The following is a 12420-nucleotide window of genomic DNA, read 5'->3' as shown; positions in this document are numbered from 1 at the left end:
AGCCAAAGTCATGGCATCCGGGTGAAGGGAATAGCGCCGCCGCAAATCAAGCGGCCCCTTCGCCAAAAGAATCCCATCCGATGGCGCGCTTGTAAACCCCTTGGGGCAAGTTTTTTGCTGCAATGCACACTTGCCGCAGCCGCGATGATGGCGCGCCGGCAAGCCGTAGGATCAGCGAGAGGCGATCATATACGCCCCTGTCGAGCGCCGGTGAAGGCAGGGAAAGCGGCTATTCCTCACTCTATCCGCAACCCGGCCTTCTTCAGAAGCGGAAGCACCCGGTCGCAGAAATAGGGAAGCTCCTGCGTGTAGTTGACGAAGGACAGGGCAATTCCGGCATAGCCCTGCTCGGCGATCGCAATCATCTCCTCCGCGATCCGCTGAGGCGTGCCGATCAACGGGTAGCTGCCGGCACCGCCGGCAAAACGCTGCCGATAACGGTCGTAAGCATCGCGATCATGGGATTGCGAGAACTCCTTCTTGCCGGCCATGTGCTGGTCGACGGCGTCCTGATCGGCCATGGTCACGGCGTAGCGGGTATAATAATCCTCCGCCTCCGCCTGCGTCTCGCGGCAAACCACATGGCAAACCGTATAGACGCCGACCTGCCGGCCTTTTTCTTCCGCTCGTCCCGCGATGTCGACCACATGCTTTCCGGCTTCACCGATCTCGGTAAAGGTGGTGAAGAGATAATCGCAATGGGCCGCGGCAAAATCGCGGCCGGGGCCGCCGAATGCCGCGTTCATCGTCACCGGCCGCGGTGCCTGCAGGCTTGCCGGGCGGCTGACGGCTTCCTTCAGATTGTAATAGCTGCCCGCATAGTCGAGCGGCTCATCGGACGCATAGAGCTTTTCGACGATTTCGAGCCATTCGGCCGCCTGATCGTAACCCTTTTCGACCAGCGGCACGCCGAACATGCCGAATTCCTTCGGGTTCCAGCCGCAGACGATGTTCAGTCCGGCCCTCCCCCCGCTGATATGATCGACCGTGGCGAGCGACTTGGCGGCATAGAGCGGATGAACGAGCGGCACATGCACCGTCATGAAGAGGCCGATCCGCTCGGTTGCGGCGGAAAGCGCCGCAGCCCAGGTGAAGGTCTCGAACGACCATTCGCGCACGCGGTTCTTGCCGCCGAAGCCACGCCAGCGGGCAATCGGCAGAAAGAATTCGAGCCCGGCCCGGTCGGCGATCTGCGCCGCGGTCAGATTATCCTGCCAGCCGGCGGTCCAGCGCTCGGGCACGCCGGTGATTGCGAGGCCGCCATCCGCATTTGCGGAAAAAACGCCGAGCTTCAACCGGTTCGGTCCCTTCAGCGGATGCATCTTCATGGTGGCTTGCTCCTCCCTGAGTTCACCTCTAGCCGACCCCCTGTTGGATGTGCGGCAGCCCGACATGAAAATGTGTGACGCCGGCAAAGAGAAATTTCAAGCTTAAAATTTATCAATCGGCGCCGATGCGTGAAAACGCCGGGCCGGTCGTGACCTAAGGCTGCGGCGTAACCTCGCTAAGCAGCCAGTCCTGAAACAACGTCGCCGTCTCGTTCGTCTGCTTCTTTTCCGGCATGACGACATAGTAGCTGTTCTCGGTCGGCATCGGCAGATCGAACAGGGGCAGGAGCGTACCGGCTCTCAGCTCGTCCTCGATCAGATAGGTGGGCAGAAGCGCCACGCCGATCCCGGCGATAGCCGCAGCGATAATCATGGAGAACTGGTCGAAGCGCGCACCGGGATAGGCGTTGTCACTTGGCAGGTCCTGCAGGTCGAACCATTGCGCCCATAGCTTGGGCCGCGTTGTCAGGTGAAGCAGCGGAGCCTCCGCCAGCTCGCCCGCCGAGCCCAGAGCAAGCCGTCCGGCAAGCTCTCGGCTGGCTACGGGCAGAACGGTCTCATTGCAAAGGAACGTCGCAACGGCGCCCGCCCAGGCCGGCAGGCCGTAGTGGATGGCAAGATCGAAATTGTCCTCGTCGAAGCTGAAGGGCTTGGAGCGCGATTCCACGGTAACGGCAACATCGCGATGCTCGTCGAGGAATCGGCCGAGGCGGGGCACCAGCCAGCGCGTGCCGAAGGTCGGCAAGGTCGCGACTTTCAACGACAGCTTCATCTGGCCGGCGGCAACGGCGCCGATCATCAGGCGCTCCGAGCGCAAAAGCAGATCCTTCACCTCCGGCAACAGCCGAAGGCCGGCCTCGGACAGGACGACACGCTGCCGAACGCGCTCGAACAGCTTCAGGCCCGTCTGCCGTTCCAGATCGCTGATCTGCCGGCTGATGGCGCTTTGGGTCAGATTGAGCTCCTCCGCGGCGCGCGAAAAATTCTGGTGGCGCGCGGCGCATTCGAACGCCTGCAGATTGACGATGTCCGGGATAAGCCGTCGACGCATGGTCATTCCATTTCCGCATCAAGTTAGAATTCTCTCTCACAAGACTGACGCCGGAACAAGAGATATTCTGCCAAATAGGAATGATATAGCTTTCAGGAAGAGATCGCACATGAAGCCTGATCACGTCTCGACCAGCGATATTCGCAGCGCCTTTTCGGCCGCCATGTCCGCGATGTATCGCGAAGAAGTGCCCGCCTACGGCACGCTCATGGAACTGGTCGCCCGCGTCAACGACGAAACGCTGGCGGCTCAGCCCAAGTTGAAGGAGCGGCTGGAGGCGACGGATTATCTCGACCGCATCTCCGAGGAGCGCCACGGCGCCATCCGGCTCGGGACTGCGGCGGAGCTTTCGACGATGGCGCGCGTCTTTGCCGTCATGGGCATGTATCCCGTCGGCTATTATGACCTGTCCACCGCCGGCGTGCCGGTCCACTCGACGGCATTCCGGCCGATCGGCGATGCGGAACTGAAGCGCAATCCCTTCCGTGTCTTCACCTCGCTGTTGCGGCTAGACCTCATCGCCGACGAGGATCTGCGCAAGGCGGCCGCGGACATTCTCGCGAAGCGCAAGATCTTCACGGACGGCGCCGTTGCACTGGCCGAGAAGGCCGAGCGCGATGGCGGCCTGGACAAGGACGACGCCCAGCGTTTCGTGAGCGAAGTGCTGGAGACCTTCCGCTGGCATGACGAAGCCAATGTCGATGCCGCCATGTACCATCGTCTCCATGATGCTCATCGCCTGATCGCCGATGTCGTGTCGTTCAAGGGGCCGCACATCAACCATCTGACGCCGCGCACCCTCGATATCGACCGCGTGCAGGCACTGATGCCTGACTACGACATTGCGCCGAAGGCCATCGTCGAAGGACCGCCGACGCGCTCTTGCCCGATCCTGCTGCGTCAGACCTCGTTCAAGGCGCTTGAAGAGCCCGTCTCATTCCGCAATGCCGAGGGCATCTGGGAAGAAGGCTCGCATACGGCCCGTTTCGGCGAGATCGAGCAGCGTGGCATTGCGCTGACGCCCAAGGGCCGTGCGCTCTATGACAGGCTGCTGGATCAGTCGCGCAAGATCGTGCGTCCGGCCGCCGACGGATCGAACGCACGCGAGTATGAGGCCGCGCTCGCGCAGAGCTTTGCCGAATTCCCGGACGAGTGGTCGGCAATCCGTGCCCAGGGCCTCGGCTACTTCACCTATTCGCTGACGGCCAAGGGCAATGCCGCCGTAACGAACCACGGCGATATCGACGCGCTGATCGGCCAGGGCCTCGTTCAGTTCGATCCGATCGTCTACGAGGATTTTCTTCCCGTCAGCGCCGCCGGCATCTTCCAGTCCAATCTCGGAGATGGCGCGCAACAGGAATTCGTTGCAAGTCCGAACCAGCAGCGTTTTGAAACAGACCTCGGCATGAAGGTGCTGAACGAATTCGACCATTATGCCGGCATCGAACAGGCGTCGATCGACGCCTGCCTGCGGGCACTATCCAAGCAAGACGCCGCCGAGTGAGGCGATGCGGCCACGAGCCGCCCCTCCCAACCCGGATCAAAGACAAGTGGAGTTTCAAAAGATGAACATCGCAGCAAAGAACCCCTCCGTCGCAGCCGAAGCCGCTGCCATTCTCGAAAAGCTCGGCGTCGACAAGGCGCTCTACACGCAGGGCGACATGCCTTCCTACTCCCCGGTCACCGGCGAGAAGATCGGCAGCCTCAAGACCGTTTCGGCCGATGAAGCGGCAAAGCGGATCGAGAAGGCCCATGCCGCGTTCCGCGCCTGGCGCCTCGTGCCGGCACCCAAGCGCGGCGAGCTGGTCCGTCTGCTGGGCGAAGAGCTGCGTGCCGCCAAGGACGATCTCGGCCGCCTCGTTTCCATCGAAGCCGGCAAGATCCGCTCCGAAGGTCTCGGCGAAGTGCAGGAAATGATCGACATCTGCGATTTCGCCGTTGGCCTCTCCCGTCAGCTCTACGGCCTGACGATCGCCACCGAGCGTCCGGGCCATCGCATGATGGAAACCTGGCACCCGCTCGGCGTCGTCGGCATCATTTCGGCCTTCAACTTCCCGGTCGCGGTCTGGTCGTGGAACGCAGCCCTGGCGCTGATCTGCGGCGACTCCATCATCTGGAAGCCCTCTGAAAAGACGCCGCTGACGGCGCTGGCCTCGCAGGCGATCCTCGATCGCGCGCTTGCCCGCTTCGGCGATGCGCCGGAGGGTCTGTCGCAGCTGCTGATCGGCGACCGCGCAATCGGCGAAGTCCTGGTCGATCACCCGAAGGTGGCGCTCGTTTCGGCAACCGGCTCGACGCGCATGGGCCGCGAGGTCGGGCCGCGGCTTGCCAAGCGTTTTGCCCGCGCCATCCTCGAACTTGGCGGCAACAATGCCGGCATCGTCTGCCCGTCGGCCGATCTCGACATGGCGTTGCGCGCCATCGCCTTCGGCGCCATGGGCACCGCCGGCCAGCGCTGCACCACGCTGCGCCGCCTGTTCGTCCATAAGAGCGTCTACGACCAGCTCGTGCCGCGGCTGAAGAAGGCCTACCAGAGCGTCTCGGTCGGCGATCCCCTGCACTCCTCCGCCCTGGTCGGCCCGCTGATCGACAAGGCAGCCTATGACGGCATGCAGAAGGCCATCGCCGAAGCCAAGGCCCATGGCGGTTCCGTCACCGGCGGCGAGCGCATCGATGTCGGCCATGCCGACGGCTATTATGCAAAGCCGGCGCTGGTGGAAATGCCGAAGCAGGCAGGCCCCGTTCTGGAAGAAACGTTCGCTCCCATCCTCTACGTCATACCCTATGACGATTTCGACGCCGTTATCGACGAGCACAACGCCGTTGCGGCCGGCCTGTCGTCATCGATCTTCACCCGTGACATGCAGGAATCCGAGCGCTTCCTCGCGGCTGACGGTTCGGATTGCGGCATCGCCAACGTCAATATCGGCACCTCGGGCGCCGAAATCGGCGGTGCATTCGGCGGCGAGAAGGAAACCGGCGGCGGCCGCGAATCCGGCTCCGACGCCTGGAGGGCCTATATGCGCCGGGCGACCAACACCGTGAACTACTCCAAGGCCCTGCCGCTTGCGCAGGGTGTCTCCTTCGACATCGAGTAAGCACCATGACGATCGCCACCAAAATCGAAGAGGCGGGCTTCCAGCCCGCTTCGCGCATCGCTTCCATCGGCGTATCGACCATTCTTCAGATCGGCGCTCGCGCCAATGCGATGAAGCGGGAAGGCTTGCCGGTCATCATTCTCGGTGCCGGCGAACCGGATTTCGATACGCCCGACAACGTCAAGGAGGCGGCCAAGGCCGCCATCGATCGCGGCGAAACGAAATACACGGCCCTCGACGGCACGCCGGAGCTGAAAAAGGCCATCGCCGGAAAATTCAAGCGCGAGAACGGCATCGATTACGCCCTCGACGAAATCACCGTGGCGACGGGTGCCAAGCAGATCCTGTTCAACGCCTTCATGGCGTCGATCAATCCGGGCGACGAGGTCATCATCCCCACGCCCTACTGGACCTCCTATTCCGATATCGTCGAGATCTGCGGCGGCGTGCCCGTGCTGATCCCGTGCGATGCCGCGGCCGGCTTCCGCCTGAAGGCGGACCAGCTCGAAAAGGCCATTACCCCGAAGACGCGCTGGCTGCTGCTGAACTCGCCTTCGAATCCATCGGGTGCGGCCTATTCGGAGGCCGACTATCAGCCGCTGATCGAAGTACTGCTGCGCCATCCGCATGTCTGGCTGATGGTCGATGACATGTATGAGCACATCGTCTATGACGGCTTCCGCTTCACCACCCCCGTCGCGATCGAGCCGAGTCTCAAGAACCGGACGCTGACGGTCAACGGTGTTTCCAAGGCCTATGCCATGACCGGCTGGCGCATCGGCTATGCCGGCGGTCCCAAGGCGCTGATCAAGGCCATGGCCGTCATTCAGAGCCAGGCGACTTCCTGCCCCTCTTCCGTCAGCCAGGCGGCGGCAGTCGCGGCGCTGAACGGCCCGCAGGAATTCCTGTCGGATCGCAAGGCAAGCTTCCAGCGTCGCCGCGATCTGGTCGTCGGCCGGCTCAATGCCATCGAAGGACTGGATTGCCTGGTGCCGGAAGGTGCCTTCTATACATTCTCGGGCTGCGCCGGCATACTGGGAACGACAACGCCGTCCGGAAAGTCCATCGAGACGGATGCGGACTTCTGCGCCTATCTGCTCGACGAAGCCCATGTCGCCGTGGTGCCGGGCTCTGCCTTCGGACTGTCGCCTTATTTCCGTATTTCCTATGCGACGTCGGAAGCCGACCTCGTCGAAGCGCTCAATCGCATCGAACGGGCCTGCGCTGATCTCCGGCGATAGTCATCGGGTAAAACGCCGGAAGCCTTCGTACCATGCTCCCACGCCTCGTTTCGGCGAAAGACAGTCGTAAGCAGCAGATCGGCGCCTTCGGGCGCCGGCTGGCCGCGCTCGGCTTCCGTGGCGACGTGGAGATGGATGAAGGCGCCAGGACGGTGGCTTCGACCGACAATTCCATCTATCAGATCAAGCCTGCGGCCCTTGTCTATCCGCGCGGCGCCGACGATCTGAAGATCATCGCGACGACCATATCGGAACCCGCCTTTTCCGACATGACCATCGCGCCGCGCGGTGGCGGAACCGGGACGAACGGCCAGTCGTTGACATCGGGTGTCGTCGTCGACTGCTCCAGACATATGAACCGAATTCTGGAGATAGATCCTGTTCGGAGGATCGCCCGCGTCGAGGCCGGCGTTGTCAAGGATCAGCTCAACAAGGCCCTCAAGCCACACGGCCTGTTCTTCGCGCCCGAGCTTTCCACCTCCAACCGCGCCACGATCGGCGGCATGATCTCGACCGATGCCTGCGGCCAGGGCTCGTGCCTTTACGGCAAGACCAGCAACCACGTTCTCGGCCTTCGCGTCGTGCTCTGCGATGGCAGCGACTGGTGGTCGCGTCCCCTCGGTGACGCGGAACTGGAGGAGATCAAGGCACGCGAGGATCGGATCGGAGAGATTCACAGGGTCGTTGACGGGATCGCCGGAGACAAGAGCGAGCTAATCGCGGCCACCTTCCCGAAGCTCAACCGCTACATGACCGGCTACGATCTCGCCCATATCCGGCGCGAGGACGGCCGCTTCGATCTCAATGCGGTGCTGTGCGGTTCGGAAGGCACGCTTGCCATGATCGCGGAAGCAGAGCTTAACGTTCTGCCGATCCCGGCGGAGGCAGCGCTCATCAACATCCGCTACGATGATTTCAACACCGCGCTCGAGGACGCACGGCGGCTGGTGGCGCTGAAGGTGGCCTCGGTCGAGACGGTCGACGAGAAAGTGCTGGGCCTGGCGAAGGGCGACATCGTCTGGACCAATATCGCCCGATTCTTTCCCGAGGATGCATCCGGCTCCGCCAACGGCATCAACCTCGTCGAGCTGCTGGCCGACGACCGCGAGGAGCTGGAGCGCAAGCTCGCTCACGTCACCGCCGCCCTCGACGACCTCTCATCCGCACGTCACAAGGGCTATACGATCGCCCGCGACAGGGCCGAAATCGAGGCGATATGGTCCATGCGCAAGCGCGCCGTCGGCCTGCTCGGCAATGTCGAAGGACCAGTGCGGCCGGTGCCCTTTGTCGAGGACACCGCCGTCCCGCCCGAGCATCTGGCCGCCTATATCGGCGAATTCCGGGCGCTTCTCGATGCCGAAGGACTGGATTACGGCATGTTCGGCCATGTCGATGCCGGCGTGCTGCATGTTCGCCCCGCGCTGGACCTGACGCGCGCCGACCATCAGCCGCTCGTGCGCAAGATCAGCGACGGCGTGGTCGCGCTGACACGCAAATATGGCGGCGTGCTCTGGGGCGAGCACGGCAAGGGCGTACGCTCGGAATATGTGCCGGAATTCTTCGGCGATCTTTATCCCTGCCTGCAGGACATCAAGCGCGCCTTCGATCCGGGTGATCGCCTCAATCCCGGCAAGATCGCCTCGGCCGCCTCTCGTCCGCTGCTCAAGATCGACGAAGTGCCGCTGCGCGGCGATCTCGATCGCATCATCGGCAACGACATTCGCGCCGCTTTCGACAATGCCGCCTATTGCAACGGCAATGGCGCCTGTTTCGACTTCGACGCCGCAAGCCCGATGTGTCCCTCCTTCAAGGCGACGGGCGACCGGCGCTATTCGCCGAAGGGGCGCGCGTCGCTGATGCGCGAATGGCTGCGTCTGCTTGCCGAGCGCCAGGTCGATCCCCGACGCGAGGCGGAAGCGCAACGTAGCGCCAACCGCGTCGGCAATCTGCTTCGCCGGACGGCCAACTCGCTCAATCCGTCCAACCGTGACGACTTTTCCCATGAAGTGCGGGCGGCGATGGATACCTGCCTCGCCTGCAAGGCCTGCGCGGGGCAATGTCCCGTCAAGGTCAGCGTCCCGGCCTTCCGGTCGAAGTTTCTCGAGCTCTATTATGGGCGCTATCTCAGGCCCTTGAAGGATCCGATCGTCGCCGCGATCGAGACCACGCTGCCGCTGATGGCGCGCATCAAGCCCGCTTACAATCTGCTGACCGGATCCAACGCCGGTCAGGCATTGATGCGGCTTGCCGGCCTCACGGCTCTTCCGACCATGCCCGCGATCTCGCTGCAGCGGGAGGCCGCTCGCCTCGGCGTGCGCATCGCCACGCCGGAGCGTCTGGCGAAGCTCTCTCCCGAGGAGCGCGCTCGATCGGTCGTCATCATTGCCGATGTCTTCTCCACCCATTTCGATCCGGCTGTGGTCATCGCCGCGCTCAAGCTCGCGCTGAAGATGGGCATGAAGCCATGGATCGCCAGCCCGCAGCAAAACGGCAAGGCCCTGCATGTGCATGGCTATCTCGGCCGCTTCGAGAGGACGGCAGCAAAATCGCGGGACTATCTCGATCGTATCTCGCAGACGGGCATCCCGCTTGTCGGCATCGACCCATCGATGACGCTGACCTATCGCAGCGAATATGCCGCGCTGCCCTCTGCCCGGCTGCGGGCACCGGTGCTGCTGCTTCAGGAATGGTTCGCCGCCAATCTCGATCGATTGCCACAGCCGAAAGCCTCACCCGGCGAGCGTTTCACGCTGCTTGCCCATTGCACGGAACGAACGAATGCGCCGGCCGCGCTCAAGCAGTGGTCGCTGCTGTTCGAAAAATTGGGCATCAAGCTCGATATGGCCGATGTCGGCTGCTGCGGCATGGCCGGCACCTTCGGCCACGAGCTGCGCAATCGGCCTATTTCGGAAAAGCTCTATGCGATGAGCTGGCAAGACAAGATCGCCGAGAGCGGCACTCAAAACATCGTCATGGCCACCGGCTTTTCCTGTCGCTCGCAGGTCGCCAAGATGGAACGCCGGACCATTCCGCATCCCGTCGAGATCCTGAATAGTCTGATCGGCTGAAACGCAGCGCGATCTTTCAGATTGGCTGACGGCGCTTGGGCTTCTGATTTTGCACATGCCGGTATCGTAAAACAGATGTGGCGCCCAACAGGCGCCACATACAAATCATCATGGATAAGCGCTAATTACACCGCTTCTCTCATCTTGATCTTTTCCAGGCTGTAGACCTGCCCGAAGCGATTGGCGAGGAAATCGCCGAGATCGATTTCTTCCTGGCAGACGAAGCCCTTGGCGGGCAGCTTGCCCTGGGCCAGCAGATCGAGCACGGTGGTGATGCCGGCTGCGGTGGTGATCTGGATAGCGCTCATCTTCTTGCCGGCGACAATGCCAGCATAGACCTTGTTGGCATAAGTCTCCTGCATGTAGCGGCCTTCGCGCCAGCCGCATACGGTGACGAAGACCACGACCACGTCCTGCATGGTGGCAGGAAGCGCGTTCTCGAACAGATCCTTCAGCACATCGCGGCGGTTCTTGAGGTTCAGGTCGTTGAGCAGCGCCTTGATGATGGCCTGATGGCCGGGATAGCGGATCGTGCGGTAGTTCATCGTCCGCACGCGGCCGGTCAGCGTCTTGGCAAGGGTTCCAAGCCCGCCCGAGGTGTTGAAAGCCTCGTAGGTGACGCCGTCGAGCGAGAACTCTTCGCGCTCTTCCATCGCCGGAACGGTCACGAGCTTGCCTTCGACGATCGCTTCGCAGGGCTCGATATATTCGTTGATCAGGCCGTCCGTGCTCCAGGTCAGATTGTAGTTCAGGGCATTGGACGGATACTGCGGCAGCGCGCCGACGCGCATACGCACGCTGTCGAGGCTGTCGAAACGCTTGGCGAGATCATTGGCGACGATCGAGATGAAGCCCGGAGCGAGGCCGCATTGCGGAATGAATGCGGTGTTCGCGCCCTGCGCCAGTTCCTCTACCTTCTTCGTCGTCGCGACGTCTTCGGTAAGGTCGAGATAATGGACGCCTGCCTCGAGCGCCGCTTCGGCCACGAAGCCGGTCAAATGGAACGGTGCTGCCGACAATACGGCAAACTTGCCCTTCAGGACGGCGACCAGACCCGCGCGGTCGGCAATGTCGACAGCTGCCGTGGAAATCGCCGGATGGCGGTCGATCTTGTCCAGCTGCTCCTGGCTGCGGTCGGCGACGACGACCCTGTAATCGCCCGTCTCGGCCAACATCAGAGCAATCGCCCCACCGATCTTGCCTGCGCCGATAACCACTATGTCTTTCATATGACTCCCCTGCATTTCATTGATAAGATTTTTATAAGTGTAGACAGGAGTTGAACGATTCATAGCGACGAAAAACGCATTTCGTTGTATAAATCTATACAAACTGACGACATAATTTTGCAAAACGCAGGAGCCGCCATGCAGGTTACGGATAAGGATCGCGAGCTGATCGCCCTGCTCGGCCAGAATGCCCGCATGCCGGTAGCAACGCTCGCCAAAAAGCTGTCGCTGTCGCGCACCACCGTCCAGGCCAGGCTCGAACGGCTGGAGCGCGAGGGCGTGATTGCGGGCTATGGCGTGCGGCTTTCGGAGGCCTATCTTTCCGGCCTGATTCGGGCGCATGTGCTGATTACGATCGCACCGAAGGCGCTGTCGGCGGTGACGGCGTCGCTGGATGCGATCCCGGAGGTAACGACGCTGCATTCGGTGAGCGGCACCTTCGATCTCATCGCCATCATCGCAGCGCCCTCGATTTCCCAGCTGGATCAGTTGATCGACGGAATCGGCACGATCGACGGCGTCGAACGCACCCTCTCGTCCATCATTCTTTCCACGCGAATCTCACGCTGAGGGCATCTGCGACATTTCTGCCTGTTCATGCCGAAGTTCGCCCGTCGAAGCAGAATGGCAGGCACGACAGTTCGTTATAGCAATCGCATTGACAGGCTGTTGAATAAAGAAAAGCCGAGGAGCAGGCTGTTGGCGCTCTTCGGCTTCCCTTCCGCCAATTGGCCTATGGTGCCGGCGGCCTCATTTGCAGGTCTCTATCCGCTTCAATGCAGCCGTAATGCCGGAGAGCGAATAGGAGTAGCTCGTTGCCGTTCCCCGTTTGGAGGTTGCCTGCAATTGCAGTTGGGCGCCACCTTTCATGGCGCTGACAAGGGTCGGCTCCTGCGTCTCGTCTTTCACCCAGGCATGCCGGTCTTTCGTGAACATCGGGAATGTCTTGTCACCCACCATCGCCGTCATCGGCGCACCGTCTTTCGGATCATAGCCCATCGCAGCTTCGGGAACCAATTTGTCGCCGGAAGACAGGCGCGAGACGATGAAGAAATTGTCGCCATGGTCGACATTGGCGGGCTGCTGGGCAACCGGCCTCGACAGGACATAGCAATTGACGCTGTCGCCCGACTTATAAGAATACGCCCCCCAATGATCGAACTGATCGATGCGAACGGGCACTTCCGCATGCGCGATACCGGCGCCGAATGCGACGAAGACCAGAGCGGGGGCGAATTTTCTTGCAAACATAGTTTCCTGCCATTTCTTGTTTCAAGGACGTTGAAAGCGAGAGATGCACTCACACGCGCGGCAGTTTCGGTGCGGTGCGTTATCTGATTGTTAACGCGTCGGTTAAAATTTGTTCATGTTTGGAGAGGCCGCAAAGGGATGGCAGGCGAAAATG

At 61.9% G+C, this 12420-nt stretch carries 9 protein-coding genes; 5 read left to right on the top strand and 4 right to left on the bottom strand.

Annotation, left to right across the window (positions count from 1 at the left end; translation table 11 throughout):
• Positions 1 to 236 precede the first annotated feature (236 nt).
• Complete coding sequence (locus ACQZ6J_RS12485; RefSeq protein WP_449084273.1) at positions 237 to 1328, bottom strand: LLM class flavin-dependent oxidoreductase; 1092 nt, start codon at positions 1326 to 1328, stop codon at positions 237 to 239.
• A gap of 154 nt (positions 1329 to 1482) precedes the next feature.
• Positions 1483 to 2385 carry a LysR substrate-binding domain-containing protein gene (locus ACQZ6J_RS12480; protein WP_449084272.1) on the bottom strand — a complete coding sequence of 301 codons (903 nt, stop codon included), beginning with the start codon at positions 2383 to 2385 and terminating at the stop codon, positions 1483 to 1485.
• Positions 2386 to 2488: 103 nt separating this feature from the next.
• Here ACQZ6J_RS12480 and hglS point away from each other — a divergent pair, with 103 nt between their 5' ends.
• The 4 genes from hglS (at position 2489) to ydiJ (ending at position 9786) form a co-directional block, all read left to right on the top strand.
• Positions 2489 to 3883, top strand: coding sequence for a 2-oxoadipate dioxygenase/decarboxylase HglS (gene hglS, locus ACQZ6J_RS12475; protein WP_449084271.1), 1395 nt, complete (start codon positions 2489 to 2491; stop codon positions 3881 to 3883).
• Between the two features lie 61 nt (positions 3884 to 3944).
• Positions 3945 to 5477 (top strand): L-piperidine-6-carboxylate dehydrogenase, encoded by a 1533-nt coding sequence (amaB, locus tag ACQZ6J_RS12470; protein ID WP_163985406.1) that lies wholly within the window; start codon positions 3945 to 3947, stop codon positions 5475 to 5477.
• A 5-nt stretch (positions 5478 to 5482) separates the two neighbouring features.
• Entirely contained in the window at positions 5483 to 6718 is a 1236-nt protein-coding gene (locus ACQZ6J_RS12465; protein ID WP_449084270.1) for a pyridoxal phosphate-dependent aminotransferase, read from the top strand.
• A gap of 32 nt (positions 6719 to 6750) precedes the next feature.
• A complete protein-coding gene (ydiJ, locus tag ACQZ6J_RS12460) occupies positions 6751 to 9786 on the top strand; it encodes a D-2-hydroxyglutarate dehydrogenase YdiJ (RefSeq protein WP_449084269.1) in 3036 nt (1011 codons plus the stop codon).
• A 125-nt stretch (positions 9787 to 9911) separates the two neighbouring features.
• On the opposite strand, the gene ACQZ6J_RS12455 is transcribed toward ydiJ, so the two are convergent.
• Positions 9912 to 11015: a saccharopine dehydrogenase family protein gene (locus ACQZ6J_RS12455; protein ID WP_163985409.1), complete on the bottom strand. Its 1104-nt coding sequence runs from the start codon at positions 11013 to 11015 to the stop codon at positions 9912 to 9914.
• A gap of 138 nt (positions 11016 to 11153) precedes the next feature.
• On the opposite strand from ACQZ6J_RS12455, the gene ACQZ6J_RS12450 reads away from it, so the two are divergent.
• Entirely contained in the window at positions 11154 to 11585 is a 432-nt protein-coding gene (locus ACQZ6J_RS12450; RefSeq protein WP_163985410.1) for an Lrp/AsnC family transcriptional regulator, read from the top strand.
• A 180-nt stretch (positions 11586 to 11765) separates the two neighbouring features.
• Here the strand turns inward: ACQZ6J_RS12450 and ACQZ6J_RS12445 are convergent, their stop codons facing one another.
• Entirely contained in the window at positions 11766 to 12266 is a 501-nt protein-coding gene (locus ACQZ6J_RS12445; protein ID WP_163985411.1) for an invasion associated locus B family protein, read from the bottom strand.
• Between the last annotated feature and the right edge of the window lie 154 nt (positions 12267 to 12420).

The organism is Rhizobium sp. A37_96, assembly GCF_053521765.1.
Note: the sequence above shows the minus strand (reverse complement) of the source record. Positions and strands in the feature narration are given on the sequence as shown.

Coding starts and splice junctions, on each gene's coding strand:
- ACQZ6J_RS12450 (WP_163985410.1), top strand. CDS start 11,154: ATGCAGGTTACGGATAAGGATCGCGAGCTGATCGCCCTGCTCGGCCAG.
- ACQZ6J_RS12445 (WP_163985411.1), bottom strand. CDS start 12,266: ATGTTTGCAAGAAAATTCGCCCCCGCTCTGGTCTTCGTCGCATTCGGC.
- ACQZ6J_RS12480 (WP_449084272.1), bottom strand. CDS start 2,385: ATGACCATGCGTCGACGGCTTATCCCGGACATCGTCAATCTGCAGGCG.
- amaB (WP_163985406.1), top strand. CDS start 3,945: ATGAACATCGCAGCAAAGAACCCCTCCGTCGCAGCCGAAGCCGCTGCC.
- hglS (WP_449084271.1), top strand. CDS start 2,489: ATGAAGCCTGATCACGTCTCGACCAGCGATATTCGCAGCGCCTTTTCG.
- ACQZ6J_RS12465 (WP_449084270.1), top strand. CDS start 5,483: ATGACGATCGCCACCAAAATCGAAGAGGCGGGCTTCCAGCCCGCTTCG.
- ACQZ6J_RS12455 (WP_163985409.1), bottom strand. CDS start 11,015: ATGAAAGACATAGTGGTTATCGGCGCAGGCAAGATCGGTGGGGCGATT.
- ydiJ (WP_449084269.1), top strand. CDS start 6,751: ATGCTCCCACGCCTCGTTTCGGCGAAAGACAGTCGTAAGCAGCAGATC.
- ACQZ6J_RS12485 (WP_449084273.1), bottom strand. CDS start 1,328: ATGAAGATGCATCCGCTGAAGGGACCGAACCGGTTGAAGCTCGGCGTT.